General features: G+C 63.6%; 23 protein-coding genes. 8 read left to right on the forward strand and 15 right to left on the reverse strand.

Features of this window, described 5'->3' with window-relative positions; genetic code table 11:
* Positions 1 to 64 precede the first annotated feature (64 nt).
* Complete coding sequence (locus WN72_RS03100; protein ID WP_245003224.1) at positions 65 to 589, forward strand: hypothetical protein; 525 nt, start codon at positions 65 to 67, stop codon at positions 587 to 589.
* Positions 590 to 894: 305 nt separating this feature from the next.
* Here the strand turns inward: WN72_RS03100 and ftsZ are convergent, their stop codons facing one another.
* The 6 genes from ftsZ to rpmB form a co-directional block, all read right to left on the reverse strand.
* Positions 895 to 2,154, reverse strand: a complete 1,260-nt coding sequence (gene ftsZ / locus WN72_RS03105) for a cell division protein FtsZ (RefSeq protein WP_027565026.1) — start codon at positions 2,152 to 2,154, stop codon at positions 895 to 897.
* A gap of 50 nt (positions 2,155 to 2,204) precedes the next feature.
* On the reverse strand, positions 2,205 to 2,882 hold the full coding sequence (locus tag WN72_RS03110; protein ID WP_167381176.1) for a hypothetical protein: 678 nt from the start codon (positions 2,880 to 2,882) through the stop codon (positions 2,205 to 2,207).
* Between the two features lie 67 nt (positions 2,883 to 2,949).
* Entirely contained in the window at positions 2,950 to 3,360 is a 411-nt protein-coding gene (locus WN72_RS47685; RefSeq protein ID WP_430640412.1) for a phospholipase effector Tle1 domain-containing protein, read from the reverse strand.
* 87 nt (positions 3,361 to 3,447) lie between these two features.
* Positions 3,448 to 4,281 carry a DUF3800 domain-containing protein gene (locus WN72_RS03120; protein WP_092220412.1) on the reverse strand — a complete coding sequence of 278 codons (834 nt, stop codon included), beginning with the start codon at positions 4,279 to 4,281 and terminating at the stop codon, positions 3,448 to 3,450.
* Positions 4,281 to 6,011, reverse strand: coding sequence for a retron Ec67 family RNA-directed DNA polymerase/endonuclease (locus tag WN72_RS03125; RefSeq protein WP_167381177.1), 1,731 nt, complete (start codon positions 6,009 to 6,011; stop codon positions 4,281 to 4,283). The genes WN72_RS03120 and WN72_RS03125 overlap by 1 nt, the downstream gene beginning before the upstream one ends.
* Before the next feature lie 329 nt (positions 6,012 to 6,340).
* On the reverse strand, positions 6,341 to 6,649 hold the full coding sequence (gene rpmB, locus WN72_RS03130; protein ID WP_092220416.1) for a 50S ribosomal protein L28: 309 nt from the start codon (positions 6,647 to 6,649) through the stop codon (positions 6,341 to 6,343).
* A 489-nt stretch (positions 6,650 to 7,138) separates the two neighbouring features.
* Here rpmB and WN72_RS03135 point away from each other — a divergent pair, with 489 nt between their 5' ends.
* The 5 genes from WN72_RS03135 to WN72_RS03155 all read left to right on the forward strand — a co-directional run bounded on the left by WN72_RS03135 (position 7,139) and on the right by WN72_RS03155 (position 14,163).
* Entirely contained in the window at positions 7,139 to 8,002 is an 864-nt protein-coding gene (locus WN72_RS03135; RefSeq protein ID WP_430640413.1) for a DUF3108 domain-containing protein, read from the forward strand.
* 829 nt (positions 8,003 to 8,831) lie between these two features.
* Positions 8,832 to 12,233: a helicase-related protein gene (locus WN72_RS03140; RefSeq protein WP_092220421.1), complete on the forward strand. Its 3,402-nt coding sequence runs from the start codon at positions 8,832 to 8,834 to the stop codon at positions 12,231 to 12,233.
* A gap of 49 nt (positions 12,234 to 12,282) precedes the next feature.
* On the forward strand, positions 12,283 to 12,525 hold the full coding sequence (locus WN72_RS03145; RefSeq protein ID WP_027565021.1) for a S4 domain-containing protein: 243 nt from the start codon (positions 12,283 to 12,285) through the stop codon (positions 12,523 to 12,525).
* A 132-nt stretch (positions 12,526 to 12,657) separates the two neighbouring features.
* The gene (gene fdxA, locus WN72_RS03150; RefSeq protein WP_025033361.1) at positions 12,658 to 12,996 is read left to right on the forward strand and encodes a ferredoxin FdxA; all 339 of its coding nucleotides are present in this window, start codon (positions 12,658 to 12,660) and stop codon (positions 12,994 to 12,996) included.
* 345 nt (positions 12,997 to 13,341) lie between these two features.
* Positions 13,342 to 14,163 (forward strand): CarD family transcriptional regulator, encoded by an 822-nt coding sequence (locus tag WN72_RS03155; RefSeq protein ID WP_167381178.1) that lies wholly within the window; start codon positions 13,342 to 13,344, stop codon positions 14,161 to 14,163.
* A gap of 93 nt (positions 14,164 to 14,256) precedes the next feature.
* Here the strand turns inward: WN72_RS03155 and WN72_RS03160 are convergent, their stop codons facing one another.
* Complete coding sequence (locus WN72_RS03160) at positions 14,257 to 14,658, reverse strand: nuclear transport factor 2 family protein (RefSeq protein WP_027565019.1); 402 nt, start codon at positions 14,656 to 14,658, stop codon at positions 14,257 to 14,259.
* 15 nt (positions 14,659 to 14,673) lie between these two features.
* Positions 14,674 to 15,345 (reverse strand): hypothetical protein, encoded by a 672-nt coding sequence (locus WN72_RS03165; RefSeq protein ID WP_027565018.1) that lies wholly within the window; start codon positions 15,343 to 15,345, stop codon positions 14,674 to 14,676.
* Positions 15,346 to 15,486: 141 nt separating this feature from the next.
* Here WN72_RS03165 and WN72_RS03170 point away from each other — a divergent pair, with 141 nt between their 5' ends.
* Positions 15,487 to 16,380 carry a LysR substrate-binding domain-containing protein gene (locus WN72_RS03170; protein WP_092220425.1) on the forward strand — a complete coding sequence of 298 codons (894 nt, stop codon included), beginning with the start codon at positions 15,487 to 15,489 and terminating at the stop codon, positions 16,378 to 16,380.
* Between the two features lie 69 nt (positions 16,381 to 16,449).
* Here the strand turns inward: WN72_RS03170 and WN72_RS03175 are convergent, their stop codons facing one another.
* Genes WN72_RS03175 through cyoA form a run of 7 tightly spaced genes read right to left on the reverse strand, consistent with a single transcriptional unit; the run spans position 16,450 to position 23,357 of the window.
* Complete coding sequence (locus tag WN72_RS03175) at positions 16,450 to 16,983, reverse strand: response regulator transcription factor (protein WP_027565016.1); 534 nt, start codon at positions 16,981 to 16,983, stop codon at positions 16,450 to 16,452.
* Positions 16,973 to 18,364 (reverse strand): ATP-binding protein, encoded by a 1,392-nt coding sequence (locus WN72_RS03180; RefSeq protein ID WP_167381179.1) that lies wholly within the window; start codon positions 18,362 to 18,364, stop codon positions 16,973 to 16,975. The genes WN72_RS03175 and WN72_RS03180 overlap by 11 nt, the downstream gene beginning before the upstream one ends.
* Positions 18,336 to 19,184: an SURF1 family protein gene (locus WN72_RS03185; RefSeq protein WP_092220429.1), complete on the reverse strand. Its 849-nt coding sequence runs from the start codon at positions 19,182 to 19,184 to the stop codon at positions 18,336 to 18,338. The genes WN72_RS03180 and WN72_RS03185 overlap by 29 nt, the downstream gene beginning before the upstream one ends.
* Positions 19,181 to 19,561 carry a cytochrome o ubiquinol oxidase subunit IV gene (gene cyoD / locus WN72_RS03190; RefSeq protein WP_027565014.1) on the reverse strand — a complete coding sequence of 127 codons (381 nt, stop codon included), beginning with the start codon at positions 19,559 to 19,561 and terminating at the stop codon, positions 19,181 to 19,183. Before cyoD ends, WN72_RS03185 begins: the two co-directional genes overlap by 4 nt.
* Positions 19,558 to 20,187, reverse strand: coding sequence for a cytochrome o ubiquinol oxidase subunit III (cyoC, locus tag WN72_RS03195; RefSeq protein ID WP_027565013.1), 630 nt, complete (start codon positions 20,185 to 20,187; stop codon positions 19,558 to 19,560). Before cyoC ends, cyoD begins: the two co-directional genes overlap by 4 nt.
* Positions 20,188 to 22,185 (reverse strand): cytochrome o ubiquinol oxidase subunit I, encoded by a 1,998-nt coding sequence (gene cyoB, locus WN72_RS03200; protein ID WP_092220431.1) that lies wholly within the window; start codon positions 22,183 to 22,185, stop codon positions 20,188 to 20,190.
* Positions 22,186 to 22,196: 11 nt separating this feature from the next.
* The gene (gene cyoA, locus WN72_RS03205) at positions 22,197 to 23,357 is read right to left on the reverse strand and encodes a ubiquinol oxidase subunit II (protein ID WP_092220433.1); all 1,161 of its coding nucleotides are present in this window, start codon (positions 23,355 to 23,357) and stop codon (positions 22,197 to 22,199) included.
* Between the two features lie 180 nt (positions 23,358 to 23,537).
* Here cyoA and WN72_RS03210 point away from each other — a divergent pair, with 180 nt between their 5' ends.
* On the forward strand, positions 23,538 to 24,872 hold the full coding sequence (locus WN72_RS03210; protein WP_092220435.1) for an MFS transporter: 1,335 nt from the start codon (positions 23,538 to 23,540) through the stop codon (positions 24,870 to 24,872).
* Positions 24,873 to 24,989: the final 117 nt, after the last annotated feature.

Here is a 24,989-nt window from a genome sequence, read left to right on the forward strand (position 1 = left end):
CCGGCTGGCGGTTCGCGCCACGGCTGTCCTACGGAGCAAAGCAATGTTCGGGAAGGACGATCTAGTGGACAATCTCAGCCGCGATCTCGATCGCGCTCGCGCAAGACGCGATGCACTCGCATCCGAAGCCACCACCCTGACGGCCCAGATCGCCGAGATCGAAGCCCGCCTTTCGGAGGAGAAGAACAGGCGGGAGCGTGATCGCGTCCTGGCCGAAATCGAAGCGATCAAAACGCGAATCATGCAAGCCGCCGGCGCGTTTGCCCCTGTCGTCGATGGTCTCTCCAAGGCGATCGCGCAGGCTTCGGCCGTCGTGCCCGAGGCGCGCGAGCTCAAGAGTTTCCTGGTGTCGGTGGCGACCGAAATCGACACCGTGCTCGATCCCCTGTTGCGTGAACTGGACCAGCGCGCGGACGCCGTGCGAACGGGACACGCCGTGCTGGACCTGCCGAGCTCGGCCAGCGAAGCGCCCATCGAGCCGCCGAAAGAGGCGGGCGATCGCCTGCTTCGCTTTCCGGCATGGCTGTCTCGCGACAAGGAGACGGAAAAACGGGAAGCAGCGGAGAGCCCGCGCAGCACCGCAGCGTGAACGTAGCGGGTGGCTTCCTCGTGGCGCATCCTTCGAGACGCCCGCCTATGGCGGGCCCTCAGGATGAGGTCGCGTCTTGCGGCGTGATATCAGACCCTCATGGTGAGGAGCCCGCCGAAGCGGGAGAGTTGTTGTTTTGCTCCGTCATTCCGGGGCGCGCCTCTTGGCGCGAGCTACGGTGCGCAATTGCGCACCTGAGAATCCATACTCACGATGGTGGTTATGGATCCTCAGATGCGCAATTGCGCATCATAGCTCGCGACGTTGTCGCGCCCCGGGATGACGACCTGTCGTTGACCCACCGCTCAGTTGGCGGCGCGGCGCAGGAAGGCCGGGATATCGAGAACGCTTTCGTCGGCCATGTTGCGCGGGGATGATCGGCCGTAGAGATCGAGCGTCTGCAGAGCCGCCTGGCGCGCATGGTCCTGATTCGGCCTTGCCGGTGGCCCCACGGGGTGATGCGGCTGCGGGCGGAGCGGCGGGCTTTCCACTTGCGGCAGCGCTGCACCGCGCTCGATGCGATCGGCGATGCGGCGGCTGTCGTTGCGCAGCCGACCGGCGAGCTGCGTGAGCGCGGTTTCCACCGCCGGCGCCTGGAGCGCCGGGTCGACATTGTCGATCCCGGTCGCCACCACCGAGACGCGGACGATGCCTTCGAGGCTTTCATCGAACGAGGCGCCGACGATGATGTTGGCGTCCGGATCGGCCTCGTCGCGAATGCGGGTGGCGGCTTCGTCGACCTCGTACAGCATGAGATCCTTGCCGCCGGTGATGGAGATGATGAGGCCACTGGCGCGCTTGATCGAGGGGTTCTCGATCAACGGATTGGAAATCGCCGCCACGGCGGCCGCGAGCACGCGTTTCTCGCCGGACGCCTCGCCCCGTCCCATCATGGCCTTGCCCTTCTCGCGCATCACGGAGAGAACGTCGGCAAAATCGAGGTTGATCAGGCCTTCCTTGACGATGAGGTCGCTGATGCAGGCGACGCCCGAATAGAGCACCTGGTCGGCAAGGGCAAAGGCATCGGCGAACGTGGTCTTCGCGCTGGCGACGCGGAACAGGTTCTGGTTCGGGATGATCAGGAGGGTGTCGACCGTCTTCAGCAGCTCCTCGATGCCGGCTTCGGCAAAGCGCATGCGGCGCTGGCCCTCGAAGTAGAACGGCTTGGTGACGACGCCGATGGTGAGGATGCCGAGCTCGCGCGCGGTCCTGGCGACGATCGGTGCAGCCCCGGTGCCGGTGCCGCCGCCCATGCCGGCCGTCACGAACACCATGTGTGCGCCGGTCAGATGCTCGCGGATCGTATCGATGACCTCCTCGGCCGCTGCGCGTCCGAGTTCGGGCTGCGAGCCGGCGCCGAGGCCTGCGGTGACGTTGGTGCCGAGCTGGATCAGGCGCGTCGCCTTCGACATGGCAAGCGCCTGCGCGTCGGTGTTGGCGACGACGAACTCGACCCCTTCCAGCCCGGCCGTGATCATGTTGTTGACGGCGTTGCCGCCGGCGCCGCCGACGCCGAACACGACGATGCGGGCCTTCATCTCGCGAATGTCGGTGATGTCAGTCATTCTGTCCTCGCGGTTGCTCCGGCGGCCGGGAATGGGGAAAGGTTCAAGTGCTACCTGCGAGCCGCGCGGTCTGCTTGCACGATCGAAGCGGCCAGTTGTCCCAATCGAAGCGCGCCCTGTCCCGCGACCCCGCCGCCAGGGCGGCGACCGGTCCGTAAGTCCGCCACTTCGTCTTCCAGTCGTGCCGCCCACGCATTGGCTGCCGCCGTCTCGGCGGCCGCCTGCATCAACTCGGCGGCCAGCCGATCGGCGCGCTCGCGCTCGCGCTCGAACACGGCCCTGTAGGCGGTTGCGACATCTTCGAGCCGCGCGACCTCCGCCTTGAGTGCCTCGATCTCAGAAGCGTTTTCGAGCGAAGTGGACGCCGGTTCGCGTGAAGAAAACGCGTCAGGATAAGAATCTGAAGTGTTTTCGAGCGAAGTGGCTACCGGTTCGCGCAAGGAAAACGCGTCAGAATAAGAATCTGGAGCCCCGTTCGGACTCGGTCCGAACGGAAATGGCTCTAACGCCTCCATCCTTGCCGCGGCGGCATCGGTGTGGCTTGCCTCGCGGGCACGTCGCGGGCGGGGCGTGTAGCGAAGCTCGGATAAATCAACGGTGATCAGGGCCTTGCCGTCATCCGACCGCGAGCGCGGCCACCGGCGACGTCTCGCCAGCGAACGCGCGGCCTCGCGCGAGATATTGAGGCGGGCACTGAGATCAGCATACGTCAACAACGCAACGCACATCGGCGCTTCTCCTGGAGCAAACCGGGAAGGCATTTCGAGCTAATGATGGCTGGACGATTACCGCAGGCTAGGCTGCGTTGGTTAATGGACCGTTAACGGGCGCGCGGTGGTGTTTACGGGTGCCCGTCACCGAGCCGACCCCGGGATCGCAGAACACGAACTGCCGCGGCTGCGTCCTGTCGGTCTTGCGCAGGCAGCGATAGAGCTTCAGGACGTTGGAGATGTTCTCGGAAATCTCGTTGCCGGTGCCGTCACCGCAGATGACGAGGTTCTCGGTGAGGAGTTGCGGTCGGTGTTGTGCGCGTGGTCCATCGGATGCGCCTCCGTGTGATGCTACCGGGGCGGGTATGGCGGGGAAGTTCGGACTAGTTTGTGCGCAAAAGACGGTTCTTATCAAGGAGATATTAAGTGCTTGAAAAAGCGTAGAGAATCGACTAAAAAGAAGTTGGCAGGCAACGCCGGAATAACCCCGAGTCACGCTTTGCGTGACAGCCGCATGGATGTCTCACCACGCTGGTGAGTCTGCAACTCCAGCGGTGTCCTCAGGGGCCGGGGGCCTGCCTCTCTATTTGTACAGTTCGAATATCTTGCGTTGTTGCAAGCCTGCTCGCTGCAGGTAACCGCTGGGCATTAGCTTGAGCCCATAGTCGAATATTTGACCGTCCGGTCTACGCGCCATGCGCGGCTTTAGCGCAAGTGCGTATGAAATATCCGGAGAGGGCCCATTTACCGATTGATAGAATGCTGAGGCGATTGAATCGCTCAATTGCAAGCCTGCGCGTTCGCTGCTGTCGTAGGCGGCAACTTGGTTGATCGGATCGATAACCGACCATTTAAGATCGCCACGTTGTAGGTAAAGCTCTCCTGCTTGGGACTGCGTCCGTAGCCAATAAAGATAAGCTCGTAGATGAGCGTATCTTAAGCCCCTTCGTCTGGCGAACTCGAGCCTAACGGTCCGAGGCTCGCCATAATCTCTCAGTGCGCGGCGCTCGCAATAGTCGCTTACGCGCTCGAGCAGCAGCCTCGTTACCCACCAATAAAACCAAGTTCTGCCAGCAATGGCCGAGGCAGCTTCAGCCTTCTTGTTTCGATAGCCATGCATATTGGCCTTATTCGAGATCACTGCAAAGCAGCGAACAGGCAAGGTCGCGATGTTGGCGCAAACCAAGGTACGTCTCCAATCGTCAAGCGGTTGGAAATGTAGAGTTCGGCGCTGCTCTAGGCGAATCTGCTTGAGAATATCGCGAACCCAGACGGTCTCCCGCTGTGCTTCTGCTCGAACGACTAGTGCAGACAAGACGAACCACTCGCTTGCCCCTGTCGGGTCAATAGGACGAACGCTAGCGACGCCATCATCTCCTGATTCATCGATGTAAGCGACGTAAGAAACCTTGGGCATCAAATGCCTTTCGCGGGCGCGTAGTCCTCGATCACCGCGACTATGCGGTCTAAGAGCATTTCGAATTTTGAAAAGTCGATATCGGTTGATTGTGGCCGGATCACTCTCTCCGCAAAGTGAGCCTTGCCGTATTTCCCTTCCTCATTGTGCTTCTTGTCCGGGTCGAAGCTCTTTCCGCCGAGTAGGGTGTTGCGAACGGATGAATCAAAGAGGTCTTCAATGCAGGTTTTTGGATTTTGGCTGGTCCCTTCCGGTGTCTTGATCAAATAGAGATTTGCACAAATACGGTAGAACGCTGCCCGGGATACCAAGGATACGTCCGCGACCCCGAGTTGCTTCGCAACGCCAAAGATTTCTCTTGCGCCGTCGTCGTTGTCGATCAGGAGTATTACTGGATGAATGAGTGGCGCGTGTTTGAACTCATCAAGCAATTGCTTGTATCGAAGCATTAGAAATTTGAAATCACCGGTACCCCCTCCAAGCTGAAGAACGTCGTGAACGGTGCTTGTGAAGTTAAGGAAGCTGACGCTTAGCCGGGGCTTGCTGCCTCGATCGATTGTAAGCTTTCCATGAAAAGACGAGAGACTTCGTATCGCGCATCTCAAGTAAATCGAGTCGGTCTTCCCTTCGGTGATTATGAGCGGCCGTTCGAGAGCGACGAAGTTTTTGTAGAACAAGAACTTGTGAAAAAGCTTTCGCGTAGCCGTGGAGTTCTTCTTCTTTTCTGCGCTTTCTCGTCGATCGACGGTATTGCGGATGTGATAAATGTAGCCGAGGCGGCCCTCGAGAAGATCGAGGGAGTTTGCAACCTCCTTGACTGCTGCGTCGCCTACGTTCCCTCCCGCCAGTGTGGCAGGCTTCATTTCGTAATAAGTTCCTTTGTTGAACAGAGCGGCGCACATAGATCGAGTTGTTCGATAATATTCTGGCCGGACATTGACCTTTTCGTTGACCAACAGGCCAGTGGTCAGCTGGCGTGAGCCGCGCACCTGCATTCTGGTCTTTCGGGCGTGCACACGAAAGCCGGCTCGTTCTATTTCTGAGACGAGAGATTGGCTAAGGCCCCAACTGCCGGATTCTTGCTGCGCCGCAAGCTCTGTTGGGAAGGCCGTGCGATTTGTTGAGAAGGTGATGTCGTCAACGTAACGCGAGTAAGTGCATTTGTGCTGGCGAGCGAACCGAACCAAGCGAATGTCCAACAAATGGCCGACAATGTTAGACAAAACCGGTGAACACGGACTCCCTTGGGGCAGGCTGTTTTCGTGACATGCTATCTGAGCGACAACAGTTGCAACCTTTGAATCGAGTTCAAATCGCCTATCCCGTATCAGCACGCCACGGACGCGTCCAAAATTTATGCTCGGGAAGAAGTGTTCGAGGTCAAGGTTCAATACATAGCGTCGTCGCTTGTGAACCGAGGCATTGGTAATGATGGATAGAGAGGGAACGAAGCCATGCGAAATCGGCCGACGTCGCTCTCCCGCATTCTCTATTTCGCCCAGGCAGCTGTTGAGCAGGTTGGCCAATCTTCGCTGCAAAATCTTCAGATGCGGAATGGGAGCCTTGATCTCGCGCAGCTCTCCGCTGCGCTTGGCTATGGTGAAAGTCGTGTACTTCACAGACTCGGGAATCTTGTAAAGGATGTAGGCGAGCCCCTGCGGTTGGTACCCCAACAGGCTCGCGATATCGTCCAATGATTTCGCTGTTTTAAGCTTGAGCAGTAATGACACTCGGCCCCCAATAAGAAGGGGCTTACAGGCACTCCTATGCGATCACCGAGCATTCACTGGTCAAACACTCGTCGCATTACGATTGCTCAGGAAGCAATCGAGATTTGGCATCTTTGTCTTATATCGCGATGCGCGATAACAACTCTGCCCGTAAGCCCCTGCCGATCATCTTGGACATCTATCGTTCAATCTGCAATTGAACTTTCCGCGCAGCTATCGATTTCCAAAAACAAAAACGGCCGGATCTTTCGATCCGGCCGTCACGCAAAACTCGACTGGCTAAGCCTACGCCACGCGACGCAACTTAGCCTCCGCCCGAAAAGGAAATCTTAGCTGGCCTTCTTCGCCGGCGCGGTGTCGCCGACCTTCTTCTGGATGGCGCGCTTCAGCTCCAGGGCGCGCGGCGACAGGGCGTCGGCATTGGCCTTGAGCAGGAAGGCATCGAGGCCGCCATTGTGGTCGACGCTCTTCACCGCGTTGGTGGAGACGCGCAGGCGCACGTTGCGCTCCAGGGCTTCCGAGATGAACGTCACGTTGACGAGGTTCGGCAGGAAGCGGCGCTTGGTCTTGATGTTGGAGTGGCTGACCTTGTGGCCGACGAGGGGGCCCTTGGCCGTCAGTTCGCAGCGGCGAGACATGGCATAGTTCCTTGGTTCGAGCCCCCAATGAGTTGCGGCCGCCATTCGGGGCGCCACAGGGGCAAATTCTCTGTCCTTGCAGGGAGCGGGCGGACGTATAGGGGGGAAGGGGCGGGTAGTCAAGGATTTGGGCGGGGTTGTGGGGCCGCGCTCTGCCCCACCACGGTGTCATCGCCCGGCTTGACCGGGCGATCCAGTATTCCACCGGCCGCGCGGCTGGAACCGAGAAGCTGCGGCGTACTGGATGCCCCGCCCCCGTGCGCAATTGCGCACTAGGCGGGGCATGACGACGGAATGGGTGGTGAGAGGGTGCGCGCCCCTGATGCGCCCCGATCACCAAAACGGCAATGATTGAAACCCCTTACCATCACATAAAGGGCGCAATCGGGCTTGAAAAGTCCGCTCAAGTTCCAGGCTGGATGCCCGGACACATTGCCCGCCGCGTTTTTTGCTTAAGTAACAACCGTCGCGCCCCGATTGGATCGTTTCGTGCCCAGACCTTCCCGACTTGCGTCCCGGCCGCGCTCGGCTCGCCGGCTGGCCTTCGCGACCCTTTGCGGGCTCGCGCTCGCGTGGGGCGCCGAGCCGGTGGCCGCGCAGGGCAAGCTCGAGGCGCAATATGAGGCGACGCTGGCGGGCATTCCCGTCGGCAAGGGCGCCTGGAACATCGATATCGGCGACGACGTGTTCGCGGCCGCCGCCTCCGGCGGCACCACGGGGCTTTTGAAATCGTTCGCGGGCGGGTCCGGCACCGGCGCCTCGCAGGGCCGCGTCGTCAACGGCGCGCTGGTTGCGACCGGCTACCAGGCCTCCACCACCACCTCGAAGAAGACCGAAGAGATCCGCATCACCCTCGACAAGGGCAATGTGAAGGAGTTCGGCATCGTGCCGGAGCCGCCGGTCGATCCGGACCGCATCGTCGTCACCGACGCGCATCGCCGCGGCGTCTGGGACCCGATGACGGCCTCGCTGCTGCGCGTGCCCGGCACCGGCGATCCCGTGACGCCCGATGCCTGCCACAACGCCGCGCCCGTGTTCGACGGCCGCATGCGCTACGACCTCAAGCTCGATTTCAAGCGCATGGAGACGGTGAAAGCGGAGAAGGGCTACAGGGGCCCGGTCGTGGTCTGCGCGCTCTATTTCGTCCCCGTGGCCGGCTACATCCCCGACCGCCCGGTGATCAAATACCTCGCCGCCCAGCGCAACATCGAGATCGCGTTTGCCCCGGTCGCCGGCACGCGCATCCTGGTCCCGTTCTGGCTGAAGGTCCCGACGCCGCTCGGTCCCGCGATGCTGGAAGCCACCAGCTTTATCACCTCGCCCCAGCCCCCGCGCGTGGCGAAGACGCAGTAGGTCTTTATCCGCGCACTCACCTCTCAGACCGTCACCCTGAGGTGGCCGCCTCTTCAGCGGCCCCCGAAGGGCGACAGCCCCGCTGTTCCCGCGCGAATAGCCCTGCCTGCCGCCCGATCCGGGCCGTCCATCCTTCGAGGCTCCCGGCGCGATGCTGCGCACCGCGCCACTCGCACCTCAGGATGACGGATCGACAGGATTTTTCACGCTATATCAACGCCTTACCCGCCGTTACCCCGCCCTTCCGGCGGCGGGCCGGTTCTACTGTGCATGGGGTTGTTTTCGCGAAATGGGTTTGGGCGCCTGGAACAGGAATCCATTTGACTCCTCCCCGATTCTGATTCGACTCGCCGCCGTCCCCAACTTAAGCATTTCCGTCCTCAAATCGTCGCTTGTGCGCCACCCCAAAACTCCATCTAGTGCACACGCAAAACGAGTCCCGCGACATGTTGCGTGAACGTAACAGGACTCAATGGGGAGTCAGCGATTCGGCCGCGATTCGTTCTAGAGTCGTTCCGAAGCTTAAAGAGAACGGGAAAAGCGTCGCAAAGTGAGACAGTTGCGCGAGGTTTGGGGAGCGCGCTCCCACGCGATCGGTGGTGCGTCCCGTCATCCTGAGGTGGCCGCTTCTTCAGCGGCCCTCGAAGGACGACGGGCCCGGCTGGTGCCACTCGGCTGGCATCCGGGCCGTTCATCCTTTGAGGCTTCCCGCACGGCGCGATGCGCCGCACGGCTCGCACCTCAGGATGACGGGATTGGGCACGAGCCTCCAACACGCCCCATCCAGCACTGACATTCGCCCAAATCGCCATTACCTAATCCCCCAGACATGCCCTTCTCTTCCTCCCCCTTCGCTTCCGAGCGCGCACCCGGCGCGGGCGTCACTGCGGTGCTCGGGCCGACCAACACCGGCAAGACCCATCTCGCCATCGAGCGGATGCTGGCGCATCCCTCGGGCATGATCGGCCTGCCGCTGCGCCTGCTTGCGCGCGAGGTCTACAACAAGATCGCCGACCGCGCGGGCATCGAGAGCGTCGCGCTGGTCACGGGCGAGGAGAAGATCAAGCCGAAGAACCCGCGCTATTGGGTCTCGACCGTCGAGGCGATGCCGCGCGACATCGACGTCTCCTTCCTCGCCGTCGACGAGGTCCAGATCGCCTCCGATCTCGAACGCGGCCACGTCTTCACCGACCGCATCCTCAACCGCCGCGGCCGCGACGAGACGCTGCTGCTGGGCGCAGCGACCATGCGCCCGATCATCGAGCGGCTGTTGCCTGGCGTCTCCATGATCACGCGGCCGCGCCTGTCCAGCCTCGAATTTGCCGGCGACCGCAAGATCACGCGCCAGCCGCGCCGCACCGCCATCGTCGCCTTCTCGGCGGATGAGGTCTACGCCATCGCCGAGCTGATCCGCCGCCAGCATGGCGGTGCCGCCGTTGTTCTGGGCTCGCTGTCGCCGCGCACACGCAATGCGCAGGTGGCGATGTTCCAGAATGGCGACGTCGATTACCTCGTCGCCACCGACGCCGTCGGCATGGGCCTCAATCTCGACGTCGACCACGTCGCCTTCGCCTCCGACCGAAAGTTCGACGGCTACCAGTTCCGCCGCCTGACGCCGGCCGAATTCGCGCAGATCGCCGGCCGCGCCGGACGCGCCACGCGCAACGGCACTTTTGGTACGACAGGGCGCTGCGCGCCGTTCGAGCCCGAGCTCGTCAACGCGCTGCAGAACCACACCTTCGATGCCGTGAAGATGTTGCAATGGCGCAACTCGAAACTGGATTTCTCCTCGCTCGGCGCGCTCCAGGTGTCGCTGAACTTGGCCCCCGGCCACGAGGTGCTGACGCGTGCGCCGATCGCCGAGGACATGCGCGTGCTCGACCACGCCGCCCGCGACGTCGAGGTGCGCGATATCGCGCATGGCAAGGCCGCCGTGGAGCGGCTCTGGGAGACCTGCCAGGTCCCGGATTACCGAAAGCTGTCGCCGGCCGCCCATGCGGAGCTCGTGACCACGCTCTACGGCTTCCTGATGCAGAAGGGCTGCATCCCCGATTCCTGGTTCGCGGCCCAGGTCGACCAGGCCGACCGCATCGACGGCGACATCGACACGCTGTCGGCCCGGATCGCGCAGATCCGCACCTGGACCTTCGTCGCCAACCGCCCGGACTGGCTGAAAGACCCCGAACGCTGGCAGGGGATCGCGCGGGAGGTCGAAAATAAATTATCGGATGCGCTCCATGAACGCTTGACTGAGCGTTTCGTTGATCGTCGGACCAGTGTATTGATGCGCCGCCTGCGGGAGAACACGAGCTTGAATACTGAAATCGGCAAGACCGGCGAAGTCATCGTCGAAGGCCATGTCATCGGCCGCCTCGATGGCTTCACCTTTGCACCGGATGCGGCGGAGGCCGGCTCCGATGCGAAAGCCTTGCAGGCTGCAGCGCAAGCGGTGCTCGCCGGCGAGATCAATGCGCGCGCCGAAAAACTGGGCAACGCGCCGGACGACCAGTTCGTGCTGACCTCGGAGGGCATGATCCGCTGGACCGGCGATGCCGTGGCGCGGCTGTCGGCCGCAGACGACGCGCTGCATCCGCGCATCCGGATCATCTCCGACGAGCGCCTCACCGGCGGCCCCCGCGAGAAGGTGCAGGCGCGCCTCGAGCTCTGGCTCAAAACGCATATCGAAAAGCTGCTCGGGCCGATGTTCGAGCTGTCGAAGGCCGAGGACGTCACCGGCATTGCCCGCGGCATCGCCTATCAGCTGGTCGAGGCGCTCGGCGTTTTGGAGCGTCCGAAGATCGCGAACGAGCTGAAGGATCTCGACCAGCCCTCGCGCGCGACCTTGCGCAAATACGGCGTGCGCTTCGGCGCCTATCACATCTATTTCCCCGGCCTCCTGAAGCCCGCCGCGCGTGCGCTCGCTGCGCTCTTGTGGGCGCTGAAGCAGGACAATGTCGATCTGTCCTCGCTTTCGGGCGCGCAGCATCTGGCCTCGTCCGGCCGCACCTCGTTCCCGGTCGACAAGCAGCTACCGCGCGATGCCTATCGCGTGCTCGGCTACAAGCAGGCCGGCGAACGCGCCGTGCGCGTCGACATCCTGGAGCGTCTTGCCGATCTGATCCGCCCGGCGCTGGCCTGGCGCGAGAACTCGCCCGGCGAAAAGCCCGCCGGCGCATTCGATGGCCGTAGCTTCGTGGTGACGCAGGCGATGACCTCGCTCACCGGCTCGGCAGGTGAGGATTTTGCCTCGGTGCTGCGTGCGCTCGGCTATCGCATGGAGAAGCGTCCGCCGCTGCCGGTGAAGCCGGCAGCGCCTGCTGCGGAGACCGTTGCGGCCGAGACGCCGCCCACTGAAGCCAGCGCGGAGACCTCGACCGAGACTGCCGCTGAAGCCGTCGCCGGTCTGCCGGCCGAGGCCGCCGCTTCTGATACGCCAGTTGCTGAAGCCGTCACTGTCGAAGACGCGCCCGGCATGGAGCAGCACGACGAGCCCGCGCATGAGGAGCCGGCGCTGGAAGCCTCGCCCGAGGCTCCCGTCACGCCCGAGGACGCTCCGGGCACCGCTCCGCCAGCGGAAGAAACCGCTGCGCCCACGGAGGCTGCCGGTCTTGAAGCCGCTCCTGCCGAGACCGCTGCAACGGAAGCCGCCGCATCGGCGGATGCCGCCGCGCCTGTCGAGGCCGCGGCTGCGCCCGCCGAACCCGAGCTGGTCGAGGTCTGGCGTCCCGGCGGCCGTCACGAGGATCGCAAGCCGCGCCACGAGCGCCATCGCCACCAGCGCCATCACAACCAGCCGCGTCCGCAGGCCGGTGCTGAAGCGGGCGCCGCGCCCGGTGCAGCGAGCGCCGCGCCCGGCGAAGCTGCTGAAGGCGCGAAGCCGGGACATCGTCACGGCGGCGGTCATCGCAGGGATGGCAGGGATTTCCGCAAGGGTCGCGAAGAGGGTGGTGGCGAGCGCCGCGAGCAGCGCAGCGACAACAACCGCCGCTTCGAGGGCAAGGATCGCGATCGTGACCGCGATCGCAACAAGGGCAAGCCGGGCGAGCGCGAGCACCGTGGCGGTCGCGACCGCGACAAGGGCCGCGATCGTCGCGACCGCGAGTCCGGTCCCTCGCTCCGTCCCTACGCCTCGAGCGCCAACCCGCGCGAGCGCGATCGTCCCATCGATCCGAACTCGCCCTTCGCCAAGCTCGCCGCGCTGAAGGAGCAACTGTCCGGTCGGAAGGAGTGATCCCACGACCGAGCGGCAGCGCATCGACAAATGGCTGTGGCACGCGCGGGTGGTGAAGGCGCGCACCTCCGCGGCCGAGCTCGTCGAGTCCGGCCACGTCCGCGTCAACGGCGCCCGCGAGACATCGCCGGGCCATGCGATCAAGCTCGGTGATGTCCTTACCATCGCGCTCGATCGCACCGTGCGTGTGTTGAAAGTCACCGCCTTCAACGAACGCCGCGGCGATGCTGCCTCGGCCCGTGTGCTCTACGAGGAGCTGAGCGAAGGCAATCCAGGTTCTCGGGGCAATTAATTGCGCTTCGAATTCATTTCTTGGTCGATCAACCACATAAAGCCGTCATGATCGGGGCTTCCCGACCTTGCGGCGCCGGGCCATCCGCGCTACGCAAGCCGCGACTTTTAAGAGAGCTTTTCGGAGCGTTGGATGACTTACGTCGTCACTGAAAACTGCATCAAGTGCAAGTACACCGACTGCGTCGAGGTCTGCCCGGTCGATTGTTTCTACGAGGGTGACAACATGCTCGTCATCCATCCGGACGAGTGCATCGATTGCGGCGTGTGCGAGCCGGAATGCCCCGCCGACGCCATCAAGCCGGACACGGAACCGGGCCTGGAGAAGTGGCTCCAGGTCAACGCCGACTACGCCAAGAGCTGGCCGAACATCACCCAGAAGAAAGAATCACCCGCCGACGCCAAGGAATTCGACGGGATGGACGGCAAGTTCGAGAAATATTTTTCTCCGAACCCCGGTTCCGGAGACTGAATCGGGTCCAAACTTAACCCTAATACCTTCGTCGGCGCCGAAAACCAGTCACAAAAGCCCCTAAATCATTGATTTTTGCGGGAAATGTGCTATATTGGGCACATTGAGCCGAACCCCGTCAGCCCCGTTGGCCCCTCTGGGTTCCCGTGAAACCAAAATGTCGAACAGGGGCGTGGCAGTTTCCGCGCGCAGGCTGTGTCACAGAAAACGCGTAAAAAGAGTACTTCAGCGAGGGCTTCCCATAAGGAGGCCAAAAAAGTCGCCGCGGCCAGCCGTAGCGCATCCAAGGGTCGGACCGCGACGAAGGCGCCGGCTGCAAAGTCCTCGAAGAACAAAAGAAGCGCAATGCCTAACAAGTCTGCCAAACCGGCCGCGAAAGCGACCGTTGCCAAGCCTGCTGCTGCCAAGCCCGCTGCTGTTAAGGCTCACGCTGCCAAGCCCGCCGCGCCGAAGGCTCCCGTTGCTGCTGCGCCTGCCAAGGCTCCCGTCGCTGCTGCTGCCGCCAAGCCGGCCGCGAAGCCCGCTGCTGCGCCGAAGGTCGAGGAAAAGAAGGTCGTGACCCAGCGTCAGGGCTTCAAGGCCAACGAATTCGTGGTCTATCCCGCTCACGGCGTCGGCCAGATCCTGGCCATCGAGGAGCAGGAGATCGCCGGTGCGAAGCTCGAGCTGTTCGTCATCAACTTCATCAAGGACAAGATGACGCTCCGCGTTCCGACCGCCAAGGTCGCCAACGTCGGCATGCGCAAGCTGTCCGAGCCCGCGCTGGTCAAGAAGGCGCTGGAGACGCTCAAGGGCCGCGCCCGCGTCAAGCGCACCATGTGGTCGCGCCGCGCCCAGGAATACGAAGCGAAGATCAATTCGGGCGACATCGTCGCGATCGCGGAAGTCGTGCGCGACCTCTATCGCTCGGAGTCGCAGCCGGAGCAGTCCTACAGCGAACGTCAGCTCTATGAAGCGGCGCTCGACCGTCTGTCCCGCGAGATCGCGGTGGTGCAGCACTCGACCGAGACCGAAGCGGTCAAGGAGATCGAGGCCCAGCTCGCGAAGAGCCCGCGCCGCACCAACGCCAAGGCGGAAGCTGCCGACGGCGAAGGCGAGAGCGATGCCGAGGGCGATGCCGACGATACGGATGGCGACGACACCACCGTCGCCGACGAGGCCGCGTAAGCCCTCGTCGATCGCAAGAGATCAAAAGCCCGGCCGCTCGGCCGGGCTTTTTGTTTGAGAACGCGGTGGCGATCAGCTTTGGTGTGACCGTGGTCAGGCCGGGAAACGATCGCCGAACATCGGCAGGCCGCTGCGCGATTGCGCCTGCGTTGCTTCGTCCTGGATGACGTCCCAATGCTCCGCGAGCATGCCATCCTCCAGCCGCACGATATCGGCAACGACCCATGCGGCCGGCGCGCCAATCCCGCTGAAGCGTCCATGGAGAATGACGAAATCGCCGCTCGCTGCCGCGACGTGGTTCTCGTAGCGCAACGTGGCGGGTAGACCCTTGACGAGGTCAAACAGCCCGTCGCGGCCCGGCGGGATATGAGCGCTGTGCTGGATATATTGCGCGGACCAGAGGCGCTCGGCCGCGGCGTAGTCGCGCTTGTTGAAGAGCGTGTCGAATGCGTCGAGGACGAATTTGACGCGGTGATCCTGGCCGGCCCCGCTCATGACTGTGCTCCTCCGTTACTTCCTGATCAGCGGAATCTGCAAATTGGTCGGCCGGTTCTGCTCGGTATCGAAGCCGCGGCCGTCGATATTGCGGGCGCCCCAGAACAGCAGGCTGCCACGGAGATAGACGAGGTCGTACTCCATGAAGTTCGTGCCTTGCTGGAGACCGAAGGGCGCGAATGTCTTGCCGAAGATGCTTTGGGGTGTATCGACCGTCCACGGCGCGTATCCGGCTGAGGCGACCTTGTTGAGGAGATCGGCAAACCCTATCGCCAGCGGCGTGACCTCGTAGGCTTCGTCGGCGACGAAGTCGACCTTTTGCGCACCGGGGGCGATCGGATGCGCGCCCCGCCACAGCATGTGCCCGCCGATCCTGATGCGGGCGAGCGGCACCGCCCCGAACGGATCGGCCGAGTTGACGATCTCGAGCTCGAACCGGTCGGACGGCTGATATTTGAAGGTGCGCTTGAGATAGAACGGCTTGAGTGAGCCGTCAGAATTCTTGGCCGCGCTCGGCCGCACTTCCGGTGCGATGCTCTCCCACTCGCCGAGCATCGCCTGCTTCAACCCTGCCACATCCGTTTCCATGCCGTTTGCCTTCGATTGATCGTTGGGGGATTGCGCGGCGGCTTCGCCAGCTCCCGCCAGCGCGAGGATCAGCAGCGCCGTTTGAATGCCTTTGAACATGCGGAGCTCGCTCCCGTACGGTGCCTGAGGCGCGTCCTGCCTGCGAGGCAGACCTCGCTGACGGTGGCTATACGGTCGGCTGGCTGTGCTGAAAAAGACTTTGTAAGCTGGGCCCATGCCCGATGAGCATGGGAGATCGCGATGGAGCTTCGGCATCTCCGATACTTCGTTGCCGTGGCCGACGCAGGCAGCCTGACTGTTGCGGCCGAGCAGAAGCTGCACACGTCACAGCCGTCGCTCAGCCGTCAGATCCGTGACCTCGAGCAGGAGGTCGGCGTTCCCTTGATGAGCCGCAGTGCCCAGGGCATCGCGCTGACGGCGGCGGGCAGGGCCTTTCTCGATCACGCCAGAATGGCGCTGCTGCAGGCGGACGCCGCAAAGGAAGCCGCGCTCCATGCCGCGCAACCGCCGAAGCCGGCTTTCTCGCTTGGCTTTCTGTCGGGCGCCGAGATCGACCTGCTGCCGGAGGTGAATCGCGTCTTGCGCGATGCATTTCCCGGCATCGACATCCGCCTGTCGAGCGACTACTCGCCTTCACTCGCCAGGGCACTGATGCGGCGAAAGCTCGATGCCGCCTTCATCCGGCCCGAAGAGAACATGGGGGATCTGGCCTGCCGGCGCGTGCGCACCGATCCGCTGGTCTTCGTCTTTCCCAGCGATCACCGGCTAGCTTCACAATCCGCAGTGGCGCCTGAGGAGATCAAGGGCGAGACCTTCTACCTGCCTTCCAAATCCGCGCCCGCGGTGCGCCGCATCGTGCTCGACTATCTTGGCCGGGCCGGTATCGACCTCAAGCCCGACCGCGAAGTGCACAACGTCGTCCACGCGATCTCGATGATTGCATCGACTCGCGGCGTCATGATGCTGCCGGCCTATACCAGGCGATATCTGCCCGAGACCATCACGACCCGGCCGGTGCGGGGAGAGGCGCCCACGCTCGACCTCGTTGTCGCCTATCACAAGGCGAACAAGTCTCCGATCCTGAAGCTGCTTCTCTCCAAGGTTGGCTCGCTCGCGGGGGCGGCGGGTTCGTGAAGCCGCAGGGACCCGCGACATATTCGGCGTCGTCCCGGGGCGCGCGAAGCGCGAGCCCGGGACGACGGCTCATTTCACCGGCCGCTTCTCGAGCTTTCTCGCCAATGTGCGCCGATGCATCCCCAATCGCCTGGCCGCTTCCGAGATATTGAAGTCCGTTTCGATCAGCGTCTGGTGGATGCGCTCCCATTCCAGCGTCTTGATCGAGGTCGGCCTCGTGTCGAGCGCGACTTCGGCGTTGCCTTCGGCCCTGTTGAAGGCGGCCTCGATGTCGTCGGTGTTGGACGGCTTGGCGAGATAGTGGCAGGCGCCGAGCTTGATCGCTTCGACGGCGGTAGAGATGCTGGCAAAGCCTGTCAGCACCACGATCAGCATCTCCGGATCGTGGGTGTGCAGTAGCTCGACGCAGGCGAGTCCGGAGGCACCGCCGAGCTTGAGGTCGACCACGGCATGGCCGAAGGAGCGCTCCTCCAGCACCTTGCGCACCTCTTCGATCGAGGCCGCCAGCACGACCTCGTAGCCGCGGCGCTCGAACGAGCGCTTCAGCGTGCGCGCGAAGCCGGCATCGTCCTCGACGACAATGAGCGAGCGGTCAGGTGTCAAACTTGTCTCCGATCGCGAGCGTTGCGAGCGGCAGCGTCAGGCGGACGGTGGCGCCGCGCTTCCTGTGGTTCTCGGCGGTCACGCTGCCGCCAAGCTTGCGCACGACGTTGACCACCAGGAACAGGCCGAGCCCGCCGCCGGCGCGGCCCTTGCTCGACTGATAGGGTTTTCCGAGCTGCGCCAGCATCTCCGGCGCGAAGCCCGGGCCGCGGTCGCTTATCGCCAGCACGAGATTGTCGCCCTCGCGCTCGGCCACGAGCTCGACCCAGTCGCGCGAGACCTCATAGGCGTTGTCGAGCACGTTGAAGATGACCTGTTTCAGCGCGATGTCGGAGACGATCGCGACATCCTCGCCGAAGGTGTTGACGAAATAGAGGGTGCGCGCCGAGCGCGCGTCGCGCCATTCTTCGACCAGCGCGGTGACGAACGCCGTTACCGTGGTCGGCGAGGAGCCTTCGCCGCGCGCTTCGCCGGCCGATACGAGGATGCCCGTGACGATGGTCTTGCAGCGCTGCAGCGAGGTTTCCATTTCCGAGAGATCCTCGGCGAGCTCCTGATCGGCGGCGAGATCCGGCATGCGGCGCCAGTCACTGAGGATGACCGAGAGCGAGGCCAGCGGCGTACCAAGCTCATGCGCGGCGCCGGAGGCGAGCAGCCCCATGCGCACGATGTGGTCCTGCTCGGCGGCATGCTGGCGCAGCGCCGCCAGATGCGCATCGCGTTGGCGCAGATTCCTGTTGATGCGGGTGACGAATACGACCAGCAGCACCGCATTGAGCACGAAGCCCAGCAGCATGCCGGCGACCGTGAGCGTATAGGTCTCGCTCAGCGGGTTCGGCGGCAGGTCGAGCGGGCGATAGGCGATCGTCAGCCAGACGAAGCTGGCGCAGGTCAGCGCGACCAGCGACCAGGTCGAGCGGGCATCGAGCAGCACCGCACCGAGCGTCACCTGAAGCAGGAACAGCGAGGTGAAGGGATTGGTGGCCCCGCCGCTGAGGTAAAGCTGCGCGGTGAGCGCTGCGACGTCGAGCATCAAGGCGACAAGCAGCTCATTGCTGGAGATCGCGGCGCGATGGCGCACCCAGATCAGGCTGGAGACATTGAGCAGCACCAGCGCGCCGATCACCGCGCCCATCCGCTCCAGGGGCAGGGGAATGCCGAGCCAGAAATGCACGCCGCCGATGGTCACGATCTGGCCGACCACCGCGGTCCAGCGCAGCTGGATCAGCAGCGCCATGTTCTTGCGGTTGGTCTCGTCGTCGGTCGGCGCAGCGCCGATCAACTCGCCGCGCGCGTCCGCCTGCGATTGCAGCGTGACGGCGCTACCCGCAAGCGTCTGCGTTCTTCCGTCGTCAGGCCTGTTCGACGATCGTTCCAGCATCTGATCCCGTCCTGCGGGCGGCGGCATCGGGCCCGCCTTCCGGTTCGTGGACGAAGCGCGTGCGGCGGAACAGCCCGCCGCCGAATGTGACGAAAAGCTTGCCGGCCAGCATGAAAGCCAGGGAAAACCACGTCAGCGCGTAGATCAGGTGGTTATTGGGAAAGCGGATCACGGTCAATCCGCCGATCGGCCCGCCGGCGGTTTGTGATCCGGCGTCAGCATCGACGAAGAACGGCGCGGCGTGGGTGAGGCTGCGTGCCGCCGCAATCGCGGCGACATCGCGCGAATACCAGCGGTTGTGCTGGGGCACATTGTTCCGGAGGAATCCGCCTTTCGGCTCGGTCATGCGCAACAGGCCGGTGATCTCGACCTTGCCGTCGGGATTGCCGCTCTGGCGCGTCGATGCGTCGCGCCGCTCGGACGGCACGAAACCGCGGTTGATCAGGACCTGCGTGCCGTTATCGCGCTGAAGCGGCGTCAGCACCCAATAGCCGGGACCCTCCTCGGTGACGGCCTGAACCAGCGTCTCGCGATCGTGCAGGAAGCGACCGGCGAGGCGGACGTGCCTGTATTCGTCGTTCGCGGTGGTGACCGCAGGCCATGACGCCGGCGCGGGAATCGGCTCGGCCGGGGCATGGACGCGCTGCTCGACGCGGTCGATCAGCGCCAGCTTCCAGGCGCGGCGCTCGACCTGCCAGATGCCGAGCGCGATCAGAAGGACAATGGCGGTGAGCGAGAGGACCGTGAGCCACAAAGAGGGGCGCGCAGTCTTGCCGCGCGTCCCCTCTGCCTTGCCCGTCAAGGTCCCGGTGTCGCTCACTTCATTCCCGTCATCTGGTGGATCGGCATCATGTTGCTGTTGAGGTGGTTCATCACCCACAGCGACCCGGACAGCGCGATCACCACCATGACGATGGTGAAGATCAGCGCCATCATGCTCCAGCCGTTCTCCGACGTCGTGTTCATGTGCAGGAAGTAGATCATGTGCACGACGATCTGCACGACCGCGAACGCCATGATGACCAGTGCGGTGATCTGCTTGCTCGGCAGTGCCCCGCTCATCACCAGCCAGAACGGGATCGCGGTCAGCACGACCGAGAGCACGAAGCCGAGCATATAAGTCGAGAACGTGCCGTGGGCGTGGCTATCGCCGTGGTGATGGTCGTGCGCGCCGGCTGCGTGGGTATCGGTGTTCATCGCAGGACTCCCAGGAGATAGACGAAGGTGAAGACGCCGATCCAGACCACGTCGAGGAAGTGCCAGAACATCGACAGGCACATCAGGCGGCGGCGGTTGGCCTCGATCAGGCCGAACTTCCAGACCTGCACCATCAGCGTCACCAGCCAGATCAGGCCGCAGGAGACGTGCAGGCCGTGGGTGCCGACCAGGGTGAAGAAGGCGGACAGGAAGGCGCTGCGCTGAGGGGTAGCGCCTTCGTGGATCATGTGGGCGAACTCGGTGAGCTCGATGCCGATGAAGGCGAGACCGAACAGGCCGGTGATCGCCAGCCACATCTGGGTCTGGGCGACCTTGTTCTGCTGCATCGTCAGCATGGCAAAGCCGTAGGTGATCGACGACAGCAACAGCATCGAGGTGTTCACCGCGACCAGGTTGAGGTCGAACAGGTCTTTCGGCGCGGGGCCGGCGGCGTAGTTGCCGCCGAGCACGCCGAAGGTGGCGAACAGGATCGCGAAGATGAGGCAGTCGCTCATCAGGTAGATCCAGAAGCCGAGCGAGGTGCTGTAGCCTTCCGGATGCGGGTGTTCGTCGGCGAGGTAGAACATCGGCTCGCCGGTTTGGGTGGGATTGACAGCGATCGTCATTTACTTGGCTCCGGCGAGCAGTTTGGTGCGCGCGTCTTCAGTCCGGATGACGTCTTCAGCCGGAATGTCGAAGTCGCGGTGATAGTTGAAGGTGTGGCCGATGCCGACGGCGAGCATCGCGATGAAGCTCACGGCCGCGAGCCACCAGATGTACCAGATCAGGCCGAAGCCCATTGCGGTGGCGAGGCCGGCGAGGATGATGCCGGTGCCGGTGCTGCTAGGCATATGGATCGGCCTGAAGCCGGAGAGCGGACGCTGGTAGCCGCGCTTCTTCATGTCCCACCACGCGTCATTGTCGTGAACGACGGGGGTGAAGGCGAAGTTGTAGTCCGGCGGAGGCGAGGAGGTCGCCCATTCCAGCGTGCGCGCGTCCCAGGGATCGCCGGTGACGTCCTTGAGCTGCTCGCGCTTGAGGAAGGAGACCGCGAACTGCATCAGCATGCACATGATGCCGAGGAAGACGAGGCCGGCGCCGATCGCGGCGACGACGAACCAGATCTGCAAGCTCGGATCGTCGAACACGCGCAGGCGTCGGGTCACGCCCATCAGGCCGAGCACATAGAGCGGCATGAAGGCGAGATAGAAGCCGGTGACCCAGAACCAGAACGACAGCTTGCCCCAGAACGGATCGAGCTTGAAGCCGAACGCTTTCGGGAACCAGTAGTTGATGCCGGCGAACGCGCCGAACACCACGCCGCCGATGATCACGTTGTGGAAATGCGCGATCAGGAACAGGCTGTTGTGCAGCACGAAGTCGGCCGGCGGCACCGCGAGCAGCACGCCGGTCATGCCGCCGAGCACGAAGGTCAGCATGAAGGCGATCGTCCACAGCATCGGCAGCTCGTAGCGGATGCGGCCGCGATACATCGTGAACAGCCAGTTGAACATCTTCGCGCCCGTCGGGATCGAGATGATCATCGTGGTGATGCCGAAGAACGAGTTGACGCTGGCGCCCGAGCCCATCGTGAAGAAGTGGTGCAGCCAGACTAGGTACGACAGGATGGTGATGACGACCGTGGCGTAGACCATCGAGGTGTAGCCGAACAGGCGCTTGCCGGAGAAGGTCGAGGTCACCTCGGAGAAGATGCCGAAGGCGGGGAGAACCAGGATGTAGACCTCGGGATGACCCCAGATCCAGATCAGGTTCACGTACATCATGGCGCTGCCGCCGAAATCGTTCGTGAAGAAGTTGGTGCCGACGTAGCGGTCGAGCGAGAGCAACGCGAGCACGACGGTCAGGACGGGAAAGGAGGCGACGATCAGGACGTTGGTGCAGAGCGAGGTCCAGGTGAACACCGGCATCTTCATCATGGTCATGCCGGGGCAGCGCAGCTTGACGATGGTGCAGATCAGGTTGATGCCCGATAACGTCGTGCCGACGCCGGCGACCTGTAGCGCCCAGATGTAATAGTCGACGCCGACGTCAGGACTGTAGCCGATGTTGGACAGCGGCGGATAAGCCAGCCAGCCGGTACGGGCGAACTCGCCGATGAACAGCGATGCCATCACCAGCACCGCGCCGCCGACCGTCATCCAGAAGCTGAAATTGTTCAGGAACGGGAACGACACGTCGCGCGCGCCGATCTGGAGCGGCACGACGTAGTTCATCAGGCCAGTGACCAGCGGCATCGCCACGAAGAAGATCATGATCACGCCGTGGGCGGTGAAGACCTGGTCGTAGTGATGGGCGGGGAGGAACCCTTCGGAGCCGCCGAACGCGAGCGCCTGCTGCGCGCGCATCATGAGGGCGTCGGCGAAACCGCGCAGCAGCATCACGATGCCGAGGATCATGTACATGATGCCGATGCGCTTGTGGTCGACCGTGGTGAACCATTCGCGCCAGAGATAGCCCCAGAGGCGGAAATAGGTCACGCCGGCAAACAGCGTGATGCCGCCGAGCGCGACCACGGCGAAGGTGCCGACCAGGATCGGCTCGTGGAACGGCAGCGAATCGATGCCGAGCCGGCCGAAGATGAGCTTGAGAAGATCAGGAGACATGCTGGATCTCTTTAGGAGTCTGACTTCGGACGCTGTCCGAGGAAGAAGGACGAGGACTTCAGCGGCGCGAAGGTCGGCCGCTTCAGGCCGGCGCCAAGCAGCGGCGCGGTGTCGAGGGGGGCCTTGATCGACGCGGTGCTCTGGCCCTGCGGCGCTTCCGGCGTGCAGGTGCCGGCGACGAAGGTCGGCTCGGGTCCGAACGGAGTGCCGCGGCGGGCGTACTTGTCGTAGGTGAGCGGCAGGGTGTTGTTCAGGCCCTCATGGCCGTTGCCGCCCTTGGCGTCGATTGCCATCATCTCGCTCTGGCACATCTTGCCGGTCTCGACGCACATGTTGAGGATCAGGCGATAGAGATCGGCATCGACGGTGCCGTAGCGGCGCACCGGCTCGTTCTCGCTGGGCTTCTCGAGCTGAAGATATTCAGCGCGGCCGAGCGAGCCGCCGGCCGATTTGGCCTGCGCGACCCAGGCATCGAAGCCCTTGTCGTCGAGGCCCTGGAAGTTGAAGTGCATGCCGGAGAAGCCGGCGCCGCTGTAGTTCGCCGAAAAGCCCTTGTAGGTGCCGGCGTGGTTCACCACAGCGTGGAGCTTGGTCTCCATGCCCGGCATCGCGTAGATCTGGCCGGCGAGCGCGGGGATGTAGAACGAGTTCATCACCGAGGAGGCGGTGATGCGGAAGTTGATCGGACGATCGACCGGCGCGGCCAGATCGTTGACGGTGGCGATGCCATAGTCCGGATAGATGAAGAGCCACTTCCAATCGAGCGCGACGACGTCGACCTCGAGCGGAGCCTTGGACTGGTCGATGGCCTGCTCCGCCTTGATGCGGCCGAGCGTGCGATAGGGGTCGAGCAGATGCGTGCCCATCCAGGTCAGCGCGCCAAGGCAAACGATGATCAGAAGTGGCGCCGACCAGATCACCAGCTCGAGCTTGGTCGAGTGGTCCCATTCCGGCTCGTAGCGGGCCGAGGCGTTGGACTGGCGGTAGCGCCAGGCGAACAGCACCGTCAGCGCCATCACGGGGACGACGATCAGGAGCATCAGGACGGTGGAGATGATGACGAGGTCGCGCTGCTGGGCAGCGATGTCGCCGGCTGGCGCCAGCACGACGTAGTTGCAGCCGCTGAGCGCGACTGCCAGGGGTAGTAGCGCCAGGATCTTGAGACGAGACACGGGCCGAGCCTTTGAGAATGAGTTTCCTTTGCGGGGCCAACGGGTAGCTGCGGCGCAACAATCCGGACATTGGACAATTTGTCCAATGTTGCAGTGCGGGATGTTGGGTCAGACAGGTCCAGATTGCCTGGCGTTCGCCGGGCGGTCGGCTTTGGTTTTCAGGACGTTAAGGGCGCACGAATGGCGACGGCACAGACCCCCGCAATGGCAGACCTCCACTCGGGCGAGCACGGCCACGACCAGGCCAGTCCCGGCGAGATCGCCATCGGCGTCATCATCGGCCGCACCTCGGAATTCTTCGACTTCTTCGTGTTCGCGATCGCCTCGGTGATCGTGTTCCCGCGCCTGGTCTTCCCGTTCACGAGCGAGCTGACCGGCACGCTCTATTCCTTCATGATCTTCGCGCTGGCCTTCATGGCCCGGCCGATCGGCACCGTGATTTTCATGACCGTCGACCGCAGCTACGGCAAAACCGCCAAGCTGGTCTCGGCGCTGTTCCTGCTCGGCACCGCGACCGTCGCGCTCGCGTTCCTGCCCGGCTATCACGACATCGGCGTCGCCGCGATCTGGCTGCTGGCACTGGCGCGCATCGCGCAGGGTCTGGCCTGGGGCGGCGCCTGGGACGGCATGGCCTCGCTGCTGGCGCTGAACGCGCCGCCCTCCAAGCGCGGCTGGTACGCGATGGTGCCGCAGCTCGGCGCCCCGCTCGGGCTGATCGTGGCGAGCGCGCTGTTCGCCTATTTCGCGGGTAACCTGTCGGCCGACGATTTCTTCGACTGGGGCTGGCGCTATCCGTTCTTCGTCGCCTTCGCCATCAACGTCGTGGCGCTGTTCGCCCGCCTGCGCATGGTGACGACCGAGGAATACGCCTCGCTGTTCGAGACCCGCGAGCTCCAGCCCTCGCGAATCTCCGAGACGGTCGCGCGCGAAGGCCAGAACATCATGCTCGGCGCCTTCGCGCCGCTGGCGAGCTTCGCACTTTTCCACATGGTCACGGTGTTTCCGCTGTCCTGGGTGTTCCTGTTCACCCGCGAGAGCCCGGTGCGCTTCCTGATCATCGAGATCGTCGCCGCCGTGTTCGGCGTCGCTGCGATCGTGGCCTCCGGCATCATCGCTGACCGCGTCGGCCGCAAGTCGCTCTTGATGGGATCGGCGATCGCAATCGCGATCTACAGCGGCTTTGCTCCGCAGCTGCTCGACGCCGGCGCGTTCGGCGAGACCATCTACATGGTGATCGGCTTCATCCTGCTGGGTCTCTCCTTCGGCCAGTCTTCGGGCGCGATCGCCTCGAATTTCAGGCAGGCCTATCGCTACACCGCCTCGGCGCTGACCTCCGACATGGCCTGGCTGTTCGGCGCCGGCTTTGCGCCGCTGGTCGCGCTGCTGCTCGCCACCAATCTCGGCGTCATCGCCTCGGGTGCGTACTTGCTCTCCGGCGCGTTCTGGACCTTGCTTGCGCTCTGGCTCAGCGGCCAGCGCGAGGCCGGCGATATGGACGCGGGCTCCAGCTCGTAAGCTCGAGCCTGGTAGGGTGGGCAAAGGCGCGCAGCGCCGTGCCCACCATCTCTCAATGATTGCGCGCAAGGATGGTGGGCACGCTTCGCTTTGCCCACCCTACGGCAGCGAGATATG

The organism is Bradyrhizobium arachidis (genome assembly GCF_015291705.1).
Taxonomy (GTDB): domain Bacteria; phylum Pseudomonadota; class Alphaproteobacteria; order Rhizobiales; family Xanthobacteraceae; genus Bradyrhizobium; species Bradyrhizobium arachidis.